The 16,123-nt window shown below is 74.5% G+C and carries 13 protein-coding genes and 1 pseudogene; 11 read left to right on the plus strand and 3 right to left on the minus strand.

What is annotated here, in order from left to right; genetic code table 11:
* The first annotated feature begins 102 nt into the window (after positions 1–102).
* The 6 genes from ACZ3J7_RS35240 to ACZ3J7_RS35265 all read left to right on the plus strand — a co-directional run bounded on the left by ACZ3J7_RS35240 (position 103) and on the right by ACZ3J7_RS35265 (position 6,437).
* A complete protein-coding gene (locus tag ACZ3J7_RS35240; RefSeq protein ID WP_465627490.1) occupies positions 103–1,242 on the plus strand; it encodes an MFS transporter in 1,140 nt (379 codons plus the stop codon).
* Entirely contained in the window at positions 1,239–3,539 is a 2,301-nt protein-coding gene (locus tag ACZ3J7_RS35245; protein ID WP_465627491.1) for a molybdopterin oxidoreductase family protein, read from the plus strand. Before ACZ3J7_RS35240 ends, ACZ3J7_RS35245 begins: the two co-directional genes overlap by 4 nt.
* 6 nt (positions 3,540–3,545) lie before the next feature.
* On the plus strand, positions 3,546–4,163 hold the full coding sequence (locus tag ACZ3J7_RS35250; RefSeq protein WP_465627492.1) for a 4Fe-4S dicluster domain-containing protein: 618 nt from the start codon (positions 3,546–3,548) through the stop codon (positions 4,161–4,163).
* A complete protein-coding gene (locus tag ACZ3J7_RS35255) occupies positions 4,160–4,861 on the plus strand; it encodes a QcrA and Rieske domain-containing protein (protein WP_465627493.1) in 702 nt (233 codons plus the stop codon). Before ACZ3J7_RS35250 ends, ACZ3J7_RS35255 begins: the two co-directional genes overlap by 4 nt.
* A 91-nt stretch (positions 4,862–4,952) precedes the next feature.
* Positions 4,953–5,321: a hypothetical protein gene (locus ACZ3J7_RS35260; protein ID WP_465627494.1), complete on the plus strand. Its 369-nt coding sequence runs from the start codon at positions 4,953–4,955 to the stop codon at positions 5,319–5,321.
* A gap of 243 nt (positions 5,322–5,564) precedes the next feature.
* Positions 5,565–6,437 (plus strand): hypothetical protein, encoded by an 873-nt coding sequence (locus tag ACZ3J7_RS35265; RefSeq protein WP_465627495.1) that lies wholly within the window; start codon positions 5,565–5,567, stop codon positions 6,435–6,437.
* A 12-nt stretch (positions 6,438–6,449) separates the two neighbouring features.
* Here the strand turns inward: ACZ3J7_RS35265 and ACZ3J7_RS35270 are convergent, their stop codons facing one another.
* Positions 6,450–7,772, minus strand: coding sequence for a threonine/serine exporter family protein (locus tag ACZ3J7_RS35270; protein ID WP_465627496.1), 1,323 nt, complete (start codon positions 7,770–7,772; stop codon positions 6,450–6,452).
* A 157-nt stretch (positions 7,773–7,929) separates the two neighbouring features.
* Between ACZ3J7_RS35270 and ACZ3J7_RS35275 the strand changes: the two genes are divergently transcribed.
* From ACZ3J7_RS35275 to ACZ3J7_RS35285, 3 genes are all read left to right on the plus strand, one after another.
* Complete coding sequence (locus ACZ3J7_RS35275; RefSeq protein ID WP_465627497.1) at positions 7,930–8,334, plus strand: SHOCT domain-containing protein; 405 nt, start codon at positions 7,930–7,932, stop codon at positions 8,332–8,334.
* A 213-nt stretch (positions 8,335–8,547) separates the two neighbouring features.
* Positions 8,548–10,617, plus strand: a complete 2,070-nt coding sequence (locus ACZ3J7_RS35280) for a SpoIIE family protein phosphatase (RefSeq protein ID WP_465627498.1) — start codon at positions 8,548–8,550, stop codon at positions 10,615–10,617.
* Positions 10,614–13,064 carry an ATP-binding SpoIIE family protein phosphatase gene (locus ACZ3J7_RS35285; protein WP_465627499.1) on the plus strand — a complete coding sequence of 817 codons (2,451 nt, stop codon included), beginning with the start codon at positions 10,614–10,616 and terminating at the stop codon, positions 13,062–13,064. The genes ACZ3J7_RS35280 and ACZ3J7_RS35285 overlap by 4 nt, the downstream gene beginning before the upstream one ends.
* 108 nt (positions 13,065–13,172) lie before the next feature.
* On the opposite strand, the gene ACZ3J7_RS35290 is transcribed toward ACZ3J7_RS35285, so the two are convergent.
* On the minus strand, positions 13,173–14,177 hold the full coding sequence (locus ACZ3J7_RS35290; RefSeq protein ID WP_465627500.1) for an aldo/keto reductase family protein: 1,005 nt from the start codon (positions 14,175–14,177) through the stop codon (positions 13,173–13,175).
* A gap of 274 nt (positions 14,178–14,451) precedes the next feature.
* On the opposite strand from ACZ3J7_RS35290, the gene ACZ3J7_RS35295 reads away from it, so the two are divergent.
* Both ACZ3J7_RS35295 and ACZ3J7_RS35300 read left to right on the plus strand, forming a co-directional pair.
* On the plus strand, positions 14,452–15,462 hold the full coding sequence (locus ACZ3J7_RS35295) for an Acg family FMN-binding oxidoreductase (RefSeq protein ID WP_465627501.1): 1,011 nt from the start codon (positions 14,452–14,454) through the stop codon (positions 15,460–15,462).
* A gap of 126 nt (positions 15,463–15,588) precedes the next feature.
* Positions 15,589–15,930 (plus strand): DUF5713 family protein, encoded by a 342-nt coding sequence (locus ACZ3J7_RS35300; protein WP_465627502.1) that lies wholly within the window; start codon positions 15,589–15,591, stop codon positions 15,928–15,930.
* A gap of 92 nt (positions 15,931–16,022) precedes the next feature.
* On the opposite strand, the pseudogene ACZ3J7_RS35305 reads toward ACZ3J7_RS35300, so the two are convergent.
* A pseudogene (locus tag ACZ3J7_RS35305) lies at positions 16,023–16,123 on the minus strand (electron transfer flavoprotein subunit alpha/FixB family protein); the annotation flags it as partial.

The following is a 16,123-nucleotide window of genomic DNA, read 5'->3' on the forward strand; positions in this document are numbered from 1 at the left end:
CCGCAGGCGGCGCAGTGGGCGGGCACCCCGCAGGGGTGATCGCTACCGTCCGGCTGAGAGGACGTCGGATCGAGTGGTTGTCGAGCGCTGAGGAGAGTGGGCGTGGCCGGAACAGCGCCGCCCCGGGAGGGCAGACCGATCGGTGGCGGTCCGGCGGGAGGCGGCCCGGGCGGGGACGGGGCCGCCGGGGTGGTGGCCTCGGCGACCAGGTCGACGGCGGTGCGCGCCTCGGCCGTCGCCGCCGTCGCCAGCCTGCTCCTGGTGGTCGCGATCGTGCTGGGCAGCAGGCTGCTGCGGGACTTCGACTCGGCCCTGGTCCCGTACGCGGTGGCCAGCGTCTTCCTCACCTTCGGCGTGGTCTACCGCTACGTGGTGTGGGTCTCCGCGCCCGCCGCCCGCCGGCTCTTCGTACAGGGCTGGAAGGCCGCGCTCTCCTGGGAGAACCTCAAGCGCTCGCCCGCCGCGCTGCCCAAGATGGCCGCCACCTACCTGGGCTTCCAGAAGTTCCTCGGCGCCCGCTCGCACGCCCGCTGGGCCGCGCACCAACTCATCTTCTGGGGCTGCCTGCTGGCCGCCGCGATCACCTTCCCGCTGACCTGGGGCTGGTTCACCTTCACCTCCGCCAGCGCGGCCGGCCCCGGCTACGAGATGCGCCTGTGGGGCTTCAAGCTGTTCGGCTTCGACTCCGGCAGCTTCCTCGGCTGGGCGCTCTACCACGGCCTCGACCTGGCCGCCGTGATGGTGATCGGCGGCGCCGGGTACTTCCTCTGGCGGCGGATGCGCGACCGCGCCGCCACCACCGGGCAGCGCTTCGGCTACGACTTCCTGCCACTGCTGGCCCTGCTCACCATCTCGGTCACCGGCCTGCTGCTCACCTTCTCCGAGATGTTCCTGCACGGCGGCGGCTACGAGTTCCTGGCCATCCTGCACATGGCCTCGGTCGTCCTCACCCTGGTCTACCTGCCGTTCGGCAAGTTCTTCCACATCGTGCAGCGCCCGGCCGCCGTCGGCATGCAGCTGTTCAAGTACACGGCCCGGCGCAAGGGTTCGGACGCCCAGGAGCTGCGGGCCTGCAAGCGCTGCGGCCGGCCGATCGACACCGTCGCGGCCGTGGACAACCTGCGCGCCACCATGCGCGACCTGCACCTGGGCTTCGACGAGTGGGCCGAGTACTGCCCCCGTTGCAAGCGGGTGCTGCGCGGCAACGCCTACCTGTCGAACGTCAAGCGGGGGTTCAAGTGAGCCACGAGCACGTCCCGTTGGACCCGAGCGTCGCCCCGCTCGGGACCCGCGACTTCCGCGACGCCGGCGGCCTGCCCGCCGCCGCCTGGCGGGCCGACCAGACCGAGCAGACCCTCGTCCCCACGCACTGCTGCTTCTGCGGCGTGCAGTGCGGCATGTACCTGCGGGTGGACGGCCGCGGCAACGTGTTCGGCGTCGAGCCGCGCAACCACGACATCAACCGGATGCGGCTGTGCCCCAAGGGGATCAACGCCTACCAGCAGGTCAACCACCCCGACCGGCTGACCGCCCCGCTGGTCCGCCGCAGCCGTGACGAGCCCTTCCGCGAGGCGAGTTGGGACGAGGCGCTGGACCTCACCGTCGCCGAGATCCGCCGCATCCAGGGCGAGCACGGCCGGGACGCGTTCGGGATGCTCGGCGGCGCCAGCCTGTTCTCCGAGAAGACCTACCTGGTGGGCAAGTTCGCCCGGGTCGCGCTGAAGACCCGGCACGTCGACTACAACGGCCGGCTGTGCATGGTGAGCGCCGCCGGCGCCAACAAGCTGGCCTTCGGCATCGACCGGGCGGGCAACCCGTTCTCCGACATCCTGCAGACCGACTGCCTGCTGATCGCCGGGGCGAACGTCGGCGAGTGCTTCCCGGTGCTGACCCAGTACGTGTGGGGCGCCCGCGACCGGGGCGCCACCCTGATCGTCGTCGACCCGCGCGAGACCGCGGTCGCCCGCACCGCCGACATCCACGTCGCGCTCAAGTCCGGTACCGACTCGGCGTTCTTCAACGCCGTGCTGCACGTCATCGTCGAGGAGGGCCTGACCGACGAGGCGTTCCTGGCCGCGCACGCCACCGGCTGGGAGGAGGTCAAGGCCACCGTCAAGGCGTACCCGCCCAGCCGGGCCGCCGAGATCTGCGGCGTCCCCGAGGAGCAGATCGTCCAGGTGGCAAGGGTGTTCGGGCGGGCGGAGCGGGCGATGGCCTGCCACGCGCGCGGCATCGAGCACCACACCCAGGGCGTCGAGAACTGCCTGTCCGTCATCAACCTGTGCACCGCCACCGGCAACCTCGGCCGCCCGGGCGCCGGTTACGGCACCCTCACCGGCCAGGGCAACGGCCAGGGCGGCCGCGAGCACGGCCAGAAGTCCGACCTGCTGCCCGGCGGCCGCTCCATCAACGACCCGGCGCACCGCCGCCAGGTCGCCGCGATCTGGGGCATCGAGGAGTCCGAACTCCCGCAGGCCGGGACCTCGATGATGGAGATGGTCTGGCAGATGCAGCGCGGCGAGATCCGCGGCCTGATCGGCGTCTGCAACAACCCCTTCGTCTCACTGCCCAACTACGCGGTGGTCAAGGACGGTTACGACAAGCTGGAGTTCCACGCCCAGTTCGACTTCTTCCTCTCCGAGACCGCCGCCAACGCGCACGTGGTCTTCCCCGTCACCACCTGGGCCGAGGACGAGGGCGTGATGGCCAACGCCGAAGCCCGGGTGGTCAAGCACAACAAGGCCCAGGAGCCGCCCCCCGGCGTGCGCACCGACACCTGGGTGATGTGCGAGATCGCCCGACGCCTCGGCGAGGGGAGCAAGTTCGCCTTCGAGGGCTCCAAGGACGTCTTCGACGAGCTGCGCCGCGCCTCGGCCGGCACGGTCATCGACTACTACGGCATCACCTACGAACGGCTGGAGCGGACCGGCGGCATCGCCTGGCCCTGCCCGAGCCTCGAACACCCGGGAACGCCGAGGCTGTTCGAGGACGGCCGGACGTACCACGCGGACGGCAAGGTGCACATGCAGGTGGTGGAGTGGCACCCGCCGGCCGACCCGTACAGCGACGAGTACCCGATGGCGCTGACCACCGGGCGCACCGTCGCGCACTTCCTGTCCGGCAACCAGACCCGGCGCCTGGGCGGCCTGGTCGAGCAGACGCCCCGCCCGTGGGTCGAGGTGCACCCCTCGCACGGGTTCCGCAACGGCGAGGCGGTGCGGGTGGTGACCCGGCGCGGCAGCGAGGTGCTGCCCGCGCTGGTGACCGAGGCGATCCGCCCCGACCACGTGTTCGTGCCCTACCACTGGCCGTACCCCGTCGCCGCCAACGCGCTGACCATCGACGCCCTCGACCCGCGCTCGAAGATCCCCGAGTACAAGGTGTGCGCGGTGCGGATCGAACGGGCCGGGGCGATCGACCCGGTGCCCGCGCCGCCGGTGCCGCCGGGCCGCGAGGCCTACCCGGAGGCCCAGGTATCCCGGACCGACCCGCTGCCGCCGACCTCGCCGCAGGGCCGCGGCACCGCCGAGAGGGGCTGACCGAGGATGCTGGGACGCACCATCTTCATCGACCCGGGCCGCTGCATCGGCTGCCAGGCCTGCGTGTCGGCCTGCCGCGAGTGCGACTCGCACCGCGGCAAGTCGATGATCCACCTGGACTACCCGGACGAGGGGCACACCGTCGCCTCGCTGCCGACCGTCTGCATGCACTGCGAGGACCCGGTCGCGCCGTGCGCCGAGGTCTGCCCGGCCGAGGCGATCCTGATCACCGCCGACGGCGTGGTGCAGGAGGCCGACCCGACCCGCTGCATCGGCTGCGCGAACTGCGTCAACGCCTGCCCGTTCGGCGTGCCCAAGATCGATCTGGAGGCCAAGCTCCAGATGAAGTGCAACCTCTGCTACGACCGCACCTCCTACGGCCTGGCGCCGATGTGCGCCACGGTCTGCCCGACCGGCGCCCTGTTCTACGGCACCATCGAGGAACTGCAGGCCGAGCGGCCCGGCGTGGACGTCTCCACGATGTTCGCGTTCGGCGACACCGTGGTCTCCACCGGAGTCGCCATGGTGGTGCCGGCCGAGCGCCAAGCACCCGTCCCCGGCGGGATGTTGAACCTGATCGAGGTCAACGGGCGTCCCACGCCCGGGAACGGAGCGAGGGCGTGAGCAGCCCCGTCAACTCCCCTGATCCGTACGACCGCGAGGGCCGGGCGGGCTTCGACGGCCCGGGCGGCCCCTACGGCTTCGACGGCCCCGAGGGTCCGGACGGCCCGGACGGCCACCGGGCCGAGCAGGCCGCGCTCAAGGAGCGGATCAGCGCCGACTCGCTGACCACCCGGCGCGACTACCTGCGGATCGTCGCCACCGTCTCCGGCGGCCTGGTGGTCGGCTCCACGGTGGTCTCGGCCGGCGTGCTGCACCGCCACGGGGACGGCACCGCGAGCCCGTTGAAGGTCGCCGACCGGCTGGAGCGCGGCGAGGCGGTCAGCTTCGACTACCCCGGGGAGGACGACCGGGCGATGGCGATCCGGCTGCCCGACGGCACCCTGGTCGGCTACTCCACGGTCTGCACCCACCTGGCCTGCGGCGTCCTCTGGCGGCGCGACGAGGGAAACGACGGCGACCTCTACTGCCCCTGCCACGAAGGAAAGTTCGACTCCCGCACCGGCGAGGTCACCGGCGGCCCGCCGCCCCGCCCGCTGCCCAAGGTGGTGATGGTCGAGGACGCCCAGGGCGCGGTCTGGGCGGTCGGCACCGCCCGCTCCGGCGAGAGCGAGGAGGCCGGGCTCTGCCGGGGCCTGCGCGACCGCAACCCCGCACTCGCCGAAGCGGCCGGCTGCGCGACCCGCAAGAGCGGCAAGTGAGCTCAGTGGGAGGGAAGTTCGGAAGTCCGACGGATCGGAAGACCGGAAGGTCCGAAGCGATGACGCGTCAACTCGCTCGTGGAGGTGCGTGATGAGCGTTCCCGAGGGCCACTACCCGCAGGGCTACCACCCCGGCAGCGACGAGCCGAGACTCAACCGGCCCGTCCACGAACGGTATCCGCAGATCCGGGCCACCTCCGGCTACGCCGACCCGCGGGTCTCCGCGACCGGCCCCGGGCCCGGCGCGGGCACCGACCAGCGGCCCGAGCGGTCGGCGATCCTGTCCGCCCGGGTCGCCCTGGCCGTCACCATCGTGATCGGCCAGCTGTGGGCGCTGAACACCGCCACCAACGCCTGGATGCGCGGCGAGGACGCCACCGCCTGGTGGTGCACCGGATTCAGCGCCGCGTCCTTCCTGGTCGTCCTGCTGGCCTGGCGGATCTCGCCCGACGACCGCTGAGCGGCCGCCCGGTCGCCCCCCGGCGGATGCCGCCCCCCGGGGCGGTCGTGGGCCCGCGGGGCCCGGTGGTCACGATTCGCCACCGCCCCCGCCGTCCGCGTTCCCCCTCCGGCCGACGGCCCGTACGCTGTTCCCCCCTGGCCGCCCGAGCGGCCGACGGAACAGACCGCGGGGCGGCCGGCCGGACGCGTCGGTGCCCGCCGGGGTGCGCGCCGTGCGGGCGCGGGAAGGGCACGACGCATCATGACGGAGCACGCCACCACCGAGACGGTCCAACCCCGGCCGTTCCCCGACCGGCAGGCCGTCCTGCGCGCGGCCGTCCTCGTCCCCGTCACGCTCGCCCACATGCACGCCACCCACCCGCACGGCCCGCTCGTCCTCGCCGCCACCACCGCCGTCGACGTCCGCACCGGCGGCCTCGGCTGGGACGAGGACGCCCGGCGGCTGACCGCGCACCCCGCGCCCGGGCAGGTGGTCGGCGCCCGCATCGAGATCCTCACCGTCGGCGACCACCCGCTCGGCCACGCCGTCAAGGGGCCCGGGGGAGAGGTGAGTTGGCCCGAGTGGGCCCGGCTGGGCGACACCCCCGTGGCCTGGCACGGCCAGCCCGAACTGCTCGTCGAGGGCAGCGCCCACCCCTGCCGGCTCAGCCTCACCGGCGAACAGCGCGCCCTGCTGGTGCAGGCCGAGGGTGAACACGGACTGGACTTCAACGAGGCCCTGCTGCGCGTCACCCGCCCGCTCGCCGAAGCCCTCGCCCCGCTGCCGGACGGCCTCGGCCGCACCGAGGCGCTCGGCCGCCTCGTCACCCGGCTGATCGACCTCGGCGCCCGCTACCTCGTCCCCGCCGACCCGCACGACCTGCCCGGCTGGGAACCCCACCTGCGCCGCGCCTACCGGGCCCTCGACGCGCAGGCCCGCGCCCGCCGCGACGAGCACCCCACGCCCGCGACGGCCGCGCACCGGCCCGTCCGCTACGACGCCCTGGTCCGGGCCGGCGACGACGGCGGGCCGGAGATCGTGCTGACGCCCGTGCTGCGCCGGGGCGGCCAGTGGCTGGCGGCGATGGACCCGGCCGCGCTCGACCTGCCCCACTACCGGGGCGGGGGCTGGTGACGGGGGCGTGCTTCAGGGCAGCGGCTGCGGGCGCTGGGCGAGGACCGAACCGAGCAGCAGGCCGACGGCGATCGCCACCACGATGGTGACCATCGACAGCAGGTCGTGGAAGCCCCGCACCGGGTGCCCGCCGGCCAGACTGGTCAGGCCGCGCATGCCCAGCGAACCGACGGTCAGCGTGAAGAACCCCGGCAGCACGAGCAGCAGCCTCGGCGGGCGCCCCGGCCCGCGCGCCACCGCCGTGGCCAGCGCGCCGAGCACCGCCGCCGCCAGGAACGTCCCGCCGACCTCGCCGACCAGCTTCGTCGCCCCCGACTGCACCGCCACCGTCAGGTACACCGTCCCCAGCAGGACCGGCAGCAGCCGCCACGGCACCGCGAACGCCAGCACCGTGCCGACGGTGAACACCACCCAGGACAGGAACGTCGCCCAGCGCGGCAGGTCGGCGTGCGCCGCCAGGTCGAACAGCGCCGAGGTGTCGCCGCCGGTCGCGTACACCCCGAGCATCACGCCCAGGTACAGCTGCAGCAGCAGGAACACCGCGTACACCAGGCGCACCGCGCCGGTGGTGAGGAACCCGGCGGCCAGCTCGGCGGCGGCCGCCGAGAGCAGGTCGCCCGGGACGAAGTAGAACAGCGCCGGGAGCATCAGCAGCACCGCCCCGCCGTGCGACGGGGTGCGCGCGAACACCTCCAGCACCAGCACCGACACGGCCGCCGACGCGACCAGCGGCAGCACCCGGGCCAGCCTCGGCCACCGTCCCGCCGCCACCGCCAGCGCCGCCGTGACCAGGCCGAGCAGCGCACTGCTGCCGATCTCGTACCAGGTCGGCTGCATCAGCGGCGCGAAACCGACCGTGAACAGCACGATGCCCAGCCCCTTGAGCCACCACGGGTACGGGGCGGGCGAGTCGTCGATCGCCGCCAGCCGCCGCTCGGCCTCCGCGAGCGGCGTGCCGCCCAGCGACACCCGGTGGGCCCAGGGCTTGATCGCAGCCACCTTGTCCAGTCGGGCGACGTCCGGGAAGGCCCGGACCGCGACCGTCGAGGAGCGCCCGTCCAGCGCGACGGTCAGCGTCGCGCCGTCCGGGACCAGCACCATCGCGGTGCGGGCGCCGAAGCCCGACGCGGCCCGCGCCACCGTCCGCTCGACCTCCGAGGCGCCCTCGCCGCTCGCCGCCAGCAGCATCCGGGTCAACCGCGCGAGCAGCGCCGTCACCCGCCCGGGGTCCGCGCCGTCCGGGCCGCCCGTCCCGTCCGGGCCGTTCGCGTCGCCCGTGCGCACCGCCCGCCCGTCGTCCACCCGCGCCTCCCGCGTCGCCGTCGAAGCTGACACCCGGGGCCCATCCTCACCCGGACGGCGGCCCGTCGCGCTCCGAGCGCGCGGGAGGGGTGCGGGTGGCGCGCGGGTGGCGCACGCGGGGCGGCCGTCGACGTGCGATGTCCGAAATGTGGTGATACCACTCGTAGGACCTGTGGAAGGGAGCCAGTCGATGGACGACTACCCGGCGCTCAACCTGTTCTGGACCATGCTGTGGCTGTTCCTGTGGATCCTGTGGTTCTTCCTGATGTTCAAGGTGCTGACGGACATCTTCCGCAGCCACGACATGGGCGGATGGGGAAAGGCCGGCTGGACGATCTTCGTGATCGTGCTGCCGTACATCGGCGTCCTGGTCTACCTGATCGCCCGGGGCAAGGAGATGGGCCGCCGCGACCGGGCCATCGCCGCCAAGGCAGAGGGAGACTTCCAGGACTACATCCGCAAGGCCGCCGGCACCGAGGGCCAGAACGCCGGGCCACGGCACGTCGAGGACCTCGCCCGGCTCGCCGACCTGAAGAGCAGCGGCGCGATCTCCGCGGAGGAGTTCGACCGGGCCAAGCAGAAGCTGCTCGCCTGACCCCGCCCGACGCGGCAGCGGAGCATGGGTGACGTGGGACGGATGACGGACGGACCGCGGACGACCGACGGACCGCCGACGACCGACGGACCGCGGACGGACGCGGCCCGGGCCGGTACGGGAACCCCGCCCGCACCGGCCCGGGCCGACGCGCGCACCGCCCGGCCGGGGCGCGCGGACCCGCCGGACGGCGGACGGGAGGAGGACACCGGCGTGCCGGAACCGCAACTGACGCCCGAGGTGTTCGACCGCGCCGTCGTGGCGATCGCCCTGACCGCCGGACCCGAGCACCGGATGGTCTACTACAACGACGCGTTCCGCGCCCTGTTCGGCGACCGCCCGCTCGGCGCCCCCGCCCGCGAGGCGTTCACCGAACCCGGCGCCGAACGCCTGCTCACCACCCTGGACGCCGTCCTCGCCGACGGCACCGCCCGGCAGGTCACCGCCCACCGCACCCTCGCCTGCCCCACCGGCACCCCCGCCCACCGCCACTTCGTCTACTCCTGCTCACCCGCCACCACCCGGCACGGCCCCGGCATCCTCGCCGCCGCCATCGACACCACCGCCGAACTCCACTCCGCCCTCGAAGCCGAACGCCTCTCCGCCGAACGCCTCGAAGCCCTGCGCCGCTACGAAGCCCTGCTCGCCGCCGCCGCCCAGATGGTCTGGGTCGCCCGCGCCGACGGCTCGGTCAGCGAACTCATGCCCGGCTGGGAGGAGATGACCGGCCAACCCTTCCAGCAAGCCGCCGGACGCGGCTGGCTCGACGTCGTCCACCCCCAGGACCGCGCCGAGACCGCCGCCCGCTGGCACGCCGCCGCCCGCGACCTGCCCGCCGTCTTCGAACACACCTTCCGGGTCCGCAGCGCCGCCGGCGGCTACCGGCACGTCCGCTCCCGCGCCGTCCCCGTTCGGACCGAGGACAGCGGCACCGAATGGATCGGCACCACCGGCGACATCGAGGACCAGTGGCGCGGACGCCTGCGCGAACGCCTGCTCGCCCGGGCCGGTGCCGTCACTGAGGCCGAACGCGCCGAGGACGCCTTCGCCGCCCTCGCCGCCACCCTCGTCCCCGACCTCACCGACGTCTGCGCCGTCTACCTGCTGCCCGGCCCCGACGCCGCCGACGAGGGCATCATCGCCACCCGGATCGCCTCCGTCGCCCGCCCCGGACTGCCCCCGCTGCCGCCGCTCGACCGCCAGACCTTCACCCTCGGCGCCCACGCCCGCCAGGCCGTCACCGACCGCGTCCCCACCCTGCTCGACTTCACCGACGGCGCCGTGCCCGACGGCGCCGTCCCCGAGATCTCCGCCCGCTGGCTGCAGGCCACCCGCGCCACCAGCCTCACCCTGCTGCCCATCGTCGTCGACGGCGCCGTCGTCGCCCTCGCCGCCACCGCCTGCTGCGAAGGCACCCCACCCCCCGGGCCGGCCGACATCGACCTCCAGCACGAGATCCTGCAACGCGCCCAGGCCCCGCTGCGCCAAGCCCTCGCCCTGCAACGCGCCCGGCACGCCGCCGTCGTCCTGCAACGCGCCCTGCTCACCACCCCGCCCCGCCTCGGCGGTGCCGCCGTCGCCGCCCGCTACCAGCCCGGCAGCCGCAACGCCGAGGTCGGCGGCGACTGGTACGACGCGTTCACCCTGCCCGACGGCTCGCTCGCCGTCACCATCGGCGACGTGGCCGGCCACGACCTCGCCGCCGCCACCACCATGGGCCAGCTGCGCGCCATGCTCCGCTCCATCGCGTACACCCGCGGCCACGCCCACACCCCCGCCGAGACGCTGCGCGAACTCGACACCGCCGCCGAAGGGTTGGGCGTCGGCAGCTTCGCCACCGCCGTGCACGCCCGGCTGGTGCGGCACGGCGCGGACGGCGGCTGGGAGATGGAGTGGGCCAACGCCGGACACCCGCCACCCGTCCTCGTCCCCGCCGACGGACCGCCCCGACTGCTCGCCGCCGAGGACGCCGACGTCCCGCTCTGCGTGGACCCGCGCCGCCCCCGGGTCACCCACCGGCACCCGGTCGGCCCCGGCGAGACGCTGCTGCTCTACACCGACGGCCTGGTCGAAGTGCCCGGCGAACACCTCGGCGACGGCATCGCCCGACTCTGCGAAGCCGCCGCCGAAGCCCGCCACCGACCGCTCGCCGACCTCTGCGAACACCTGGTCACCCGGGTCGCCGACGTCCGCGACGACATCGCCCTGATCGCGTTCCGGCCCGACCCGGCCCAGTCGGCGGGACCGGCGGGGCGCGCCGGCCGGGGGAGGGGGCGGCCGTGAACGGGCCCGGAGACGCCCGGCGCGACGTACCGCACGACGCAGCGGACGACGTACCGCACGACGCACTGCATGACGGACTGCACGGTGACTCGGACGAGGACGAGGACGGGGACGGGATGCGGAGGAACGGCGTGGACGGTTACCGGGACGGGCGGCACGGCGGTGGCGGTGGCGGCGGCGTGGGCGACGAAGGCGGCGCGCGGCTGGAGGTCGGCGAGGGCGAGCACGTCGACGCGGCGCTGCTGGACGCCCTGTTCGCGCAGGCGCCGCTCGGGCTGTACCTGCTCGACCAGGACCTGCGGGTGATCCGCTACAACACCGCCGCCCGCGGCGTCCGCGGCATGCCCAGCACCGACATCGTCGGCCACCAGCCCGCCGACTTCGCCCCCGGCTTCGACCGCGCCGAACTCGAGGCGCTCGCCCGCCAGGCCCTCCAGGACGGCGGCTACGTCCGCGAACACCTGGTGCGCGGCCGGATGCCCACCGACCCCGGGCACGAGATGGTCGGCGCGATCTCCTTCTTCCGGGTCCTCTCCGACACCGGCCGCCCCTACCTGGTCGCCGTCGTCGAGGACGTCACCGAACGGCAGGCCGCCCTCGACCGCCTCGACGTCCTGCACAGCGCGCACCGCCGCCTCGGCGCCTCCCTCGACGCCATCGGCTCCGCCCAGGAACTCGCCGACGTCGCCGCCCCGCGCTTCGCCGACTCCGCCACCGTCGACCTGCTCGACGAACCCCTGCGCGGACTGCCGCTGCGCACCGGACCGATCGACCCCGGCGCGCCGCTGCGCCGCGCCGCCTACCGCTCGGCCCGCCGCACCGGCTCCTCGCCCGGCCCCATCCCGCACGGCGAACTGTCCACCTACGGCGCGCCGACCCCGTACAGCCAGGCGCTGGCGGACGGGCGGGCCCGGCTGATCCGCGGGCTGGGCGGGGACGAGGAGTGGCTGGCCGCCGACCCCGAGCGGGGGCGGCGGCTGACCGGGCTCGGCGTGCACTCGATGATCGTGGCGCCGCTGATCGTGCACGACGCCGTGCTCGGCGTGCTCTCGCTCTACCGGCACCAGCGGCCGGAACCGTTCGACCAGGACGACCTGGAACTCGCCGTCGAACTGGCCGCGCGCGGCGCGATGTCCATCGACAAGGCGCGCAGCTACGCCAGGGAGCGCTCGATCGCGACCACGCTGCAGCGCCAACTGCTGCCGCGCGAACCGGCCGAACTGAGCGCGGTGCAGAGCTCGCACGTGTACCTGCCCGGCGTGGTCGGCCCCGGCGGCGACTGGTACGACGTGGTGCCGCTGTCCGCCGCCCGGGTCGGCCTGGCGATCGGCACGGTCACCGGCACCGGCATCGAGGCCGCCGCCGTGATGGGCCAAGTCCGCACCGCACTGCGGACGTTGGCCGTCCAGGACCTGCAACCGGACGAGCTGCTGGTACGCCTGGACGACGCCGCGCGGGTGCTCACGCACGAGCAGCAGGGCAGCTTGGCGCCGGGCGCGGCCAGCCTGCCGGACGGCCTGGCGTCCTGCCTGTACATGGTCTACGACCCGATCGGGCGGACCTGCACGGCCGCCTCGGCCGGACACCCCGGGCCGGTGGTGGTCGGCCCCGACGGGGTGCCGGTGCCGTTCCCGGTCGAACCCGGGCTGCCGCTGGGCTGCGGCGACGGCTGCTACGACACCCGGATCGCCGAACTGCCGGTCGGCAGCGTGCTGGCGCTGTACACCAACGGCCTGATGAGCGGCCCGGGCCGGCGGGCCGGCGCGGGGGACCGGACGGGCGGCGGGACCGAGCGGGGCGGCCTGGACGAGGCGCTGCCGGTCGGGCCCGGGGAAGGGCGGCGGGCGGTGCTGCAACGGGTACTGGCCCGGGCCGGCGAGGAGGAGCTGCCGCAGCTGTGCGACCAGGCCGTCTACGCGCTGCTGCCCGAACGGCAGCGCGAGGACGCGGTGTTGCTGATGGTGCGCACCCTCGGACTGCCGGACGACAAGGTCGCGGTGTGGACCCTGCCGGAGGACCCGGCCGTGGTGCGCACCGCCCGGCGGCTGGCCGAACACCAGCTCGCGGCCTGGGGGTTGGAGGAGCTGGAGTTCGCCACCGACCTGATCGTCAGCGAGTTGGTGACCAACGCGATCCGGTACGGGAAGTCGCCGATCCGGCTGCGGCTGATCAACGACCGGGGCCTGATCTGCGAGGTGTCGGACAGCTCGGACAGCACCCCGCACCTGCGGCGGGCCAAGTCGACCGACGAGGGCGGCCGCGGACTGTTCATCATCGGGCAGTTGGCGCAGCGCTGGGGCACCAGGTTCGCCCGGCACGGCAAGACCATCTGGGCGCAGCAGGAGGTGCCGGAGCGGGACCCCGCGGACCCGCCCGCGGCGGTGGACGGCGCCGCGGACGGGCCGTTGGTGGTGGAGCCGGGAGAGGGCGGGGAGCTGCCGGGCTAGGAGCTGCGGGGAGTCGCTGGGTCAGGGTGCGGGGCGGGCGGCCGCCGGAGTGGTCCGGTGGCCGCCCGTGGGTCGCACAGGGGTGGTCGGGAGTGGGTCGGGGGCGGGTCAGGGGCGCGTCTTGGGGGCGTTCTCCGCCGTCCGGGCCGGGTCGAACTCGGCGACGGGGGACAGGATCTCGTCCATCCGGGCCAGCAGCGCGGGCTCCAGCTTCACGCCGGCGGCCTTGACGTTCTCGGTGACCTGCTCGGGGCGGGAGGCGCCGATGATGGCGGCCGACACGTTCGGGTTCTGCAGCACCCAGGCGACCGCGAGCTGGGCGAGCGACAGCCCGGCCTCCGCGGCGAGCGGCTCCAACAGCTGGACGCGCTCCAGGACTTCGGGCCGCAGCCAGCGGGCGACGAAGTTGGCGCCGCCCTTCTCGTCGGTGGCCCGGGAACCGGCCGGCGGTTCGGCGCCCGGCTTGTACTTGCCGGTCAGCACGCCCTGCGCGATCGGCGACCAGACCACCTGTCCGATGCCCAACTCCTCGCAGGTGGGCACCACTTCGCCCTCGATGACGCGCCACAGCGCGCTGTACTGCGGCTGGCTGGAGACGAACGGGACGCGCAGCTCGCGGGCCAGCGCGTGGCCGGCCCGGATCTGGTCGGCCGTCCACTCGGAGACGCCGATGTACAGCGCCTTTCCGGCGCGGACCACGTCGGCGAACGCCTCCATGGTCTCCTCCAGCGGGGTGGAGGGGTCGTAGCGGTGGGCCTGGTAGACGTCGACGTAGTCGGTCTGCAGGCGGCGCAGCGAGCCGTCGATCGACTCCATGACGTGCTTGCGCCCCAACCCCCGGTCGTTGCGACCGGGCCCGGTCGGCCAGAACACCTTGGTGAGGATCTCCAGCCCTTCGCGCCGCTCGCCCTTGAGCGCCCGCCCGAGCACCGACTCGGCGCGGGTCTCGGCGTACACGTCGGCGGTGTCGAAGGTGGTGATGCCCGCGTCGAGGGCGGCGCGGATGCACGCGGCCGCGGTGTCCTCCTCGACCTGCGAGCCGTGGGTGAGCCAGTTCCCGTACGCGATCTCGCTGATGATCAGGCCGCTGCGGCCCAGGTGGCGGAATTCCATGGTCCGTACGGTACGCCAGCGGGGGCGGGCGGGGCGGGGCAGGCGCCTCCGGGGTGTGTCCCGGTGGCGGGCCCGGGCCGAACGGGCGGGCCGAGCGGGTGAGCTGCGGGGCGGGTGCCAGGGGGCGGAGGTCGTCCGGCCCGGGCCTTTGGGCCCTACCGGGGGTGGTGGCGGCGGGCGCACGATCGAGGCAGCGTAGGCGCCGGTCAGGCAGGACGGGCAGGCGCGGGACGCGGCGAGGACGCGACGAGGACGCGACGAGGAGTGATCCGCGATGACCGAGTCGATGGCGGGAACGGTGGACGGCGCGCCGGGCGGCCCGAGCGCGGCCGAACTGCGGGAGCTGGTGGCCGCCGCCGGAGCGGCTCCGTCGCTGCACAACACGCAGCCGTGGCGGTTCCGGCCGGCCGGGGACGGCCCCGGGGTGCTGGTGTACGCCGAACCGGCGCGCGCGGTGCCGCTGGCCGACCCCGACGGCCGGGCGATGCTGCTGTCGATCGGAGCGGCGCTGTTCAACCTGCGGGTGGCGGCGGCCCGACTCGGCTTCCCGGTCGAGGAGTTGGACCTGCTGCCGGGGGAGGTCCGAGTGGACGAACCGGTCGCGGTGGTGCGCTTCGGCCCGCGCGGAGTGCCGTACGAGCCCGCCGAGTTGGCCGAGGCGATCGTCCGACGGCACTCCAGTCGCGAGCCGTTCGGGAACCGGGACGTGCCGGAGGCGGTGATCGGTGAGCTGATCGCGGCCGCCGCCGACGAGGACACCGTGTTGGAGGTGCTGGAGGAGGCCGAGGCGCGCCGGGTGCTGGCGCTGACCGCCGAGGCCGAGGCGCGGATCGCCGCCGACGCCGCCCGCCGCGCGGAGACCGGGAGTTGGCTGCGCGCGGAACCCGCGGTCGACGGCATCCCCGAGCGGGCGCTCGGCCCGCAGGACCACGAAGCCCGCGTCCCCGTACGGGACTTCGCCGGACGCGGGCCCGTGCACGCCCGGCGCTTCGAGGCGCTGCCGCAGGTCGTGACCGTCGCCACCCGGGGCGACACGGCCGCCGACTGGCTGCGGGCCGGACAGGCGATGGAACGGGTCTGGCTGGTCGCCACCGCCCGCGGCCTGCGGGTGTCGGTGCTCCATCAGGCCGTCGAACTCCCGGACACCCGCTGGCGGTTGCGCGACCCGGAACGCGGTGTCGGCACCGTGCAGGTGGTGCTGCGGGTCGGCTACGGCCCGCCCGGCGGGGCCACCGGCCGCCGCAGCGTCGACGACCTGCTCCGCGACCCCGCCGCCGGCCGCTGACCGGCCGGCCGGGTCGCTGACCGGTCGCCGGCCGGCCCGTTGTCGGTGCCGCCGGGCATGATCGGCCGTGGGGTCCCGCGGAACGGATCCCGTCCCGGACGGACTTCGAGCGGCTGGAGCGGCGGCATGGCGATCACCAACGAGCGGCTGGCGGGCCACGAGTTCCTGCGCCCGATGCGCGGGGACGGCTACTACCCGGCCCGCCTGGTCGCCAAGGGAGGCGACATCCTGCAGGCCCTGTGCGAGCGGATCGAGGCCGAACCGCCGCGCGACCTGGCGGAGTTGTACGTACTGACGCACGCCGCGACGGAGGAGTTCAACCAGCTGGCCGACGAGTTCTACGCGGCGGACAGCGAGATCGAGACCGTCGCGCGCGAGGCGATCGCCGCGGACTTCGACCACCTCGCGCAGGCGTATGGCTACGCGGACGCCGACGTCGAGGAACTGGTCGCCAACCGCGAGTGGTGATCGGCCCGGCGGCAGCGCACCTCGGGGGCCCGGAAGCGCGCGAGGGCGCGACCCCGGTAGGGGGCGCGCCCTCGCGGCGGAGAGGCGGCGGGTCAGCCGGCCTTGACCTCGTCGGTGAGTTGGGGGAGGACGGTGAAGAGGTCGCCGACGACGCCGTAGTCGACGAGTTCGAAGATGGGGGCTTCGGGGTCCT

It is taken from the genome of Kitasatospora sp. NPDC015121 (assembly GCF_055562955.1).

Bases quoted from the DNA above. Each gene is read 5' to 3' on its own strand.
- ACZ3J7_RS35250 (WP_465627492.1), top strand. From the start codon at position 3,546: ATGCTGGGACGCACCATCTTCATCGACCCGGGCCGCTGCATCGGCTGC.
- ACZ3J7_RS35260 (WP_465627494.1), top strand. From the start codon at position 4,953: ATGAGCGTTCCCGAGGGCCACTACCCGCAGGGCTACCACCCCGGCAGC.
- ACZ3J7_RS35265 (WP_465627495.1), top strand. From the start codon at position 5,565: ATGACGGAGCACGCCACCACCGAGACGGTCCAACCCCGGCCGTTCCCC.
- ACZ3J7_RS35275 (WP_465627497.1), top strand. From the start codon at position 7,930: ATGGACGACTACCCGGCGCTCAACCTGTTCTGGACCATGCTGTGGCTG.
- ACZ3J7_RS35290 (WP_465627500.1), bottom strand. From the start codon at position 14,177: ATGGAATTCCGCCACCTGGGCCGCAGCGGCCTGATCATCAGCGAGATC.
- ACZ3J7_RS35295 (WP_465627501.1), top strand. From the start codon at position 14,452: ATGACCGAGTCGATGGCGGGAACGGTGGACGGCGCGCCGGGCGGCCCG.
- ACZ3J7_RS35300 (WP_465627502.1), top strand. From the start codon at position 15,589: ATGGCGATCACCAACGAGCGGCTGGCGGGCCACGAGTTCCTGCGCCCG.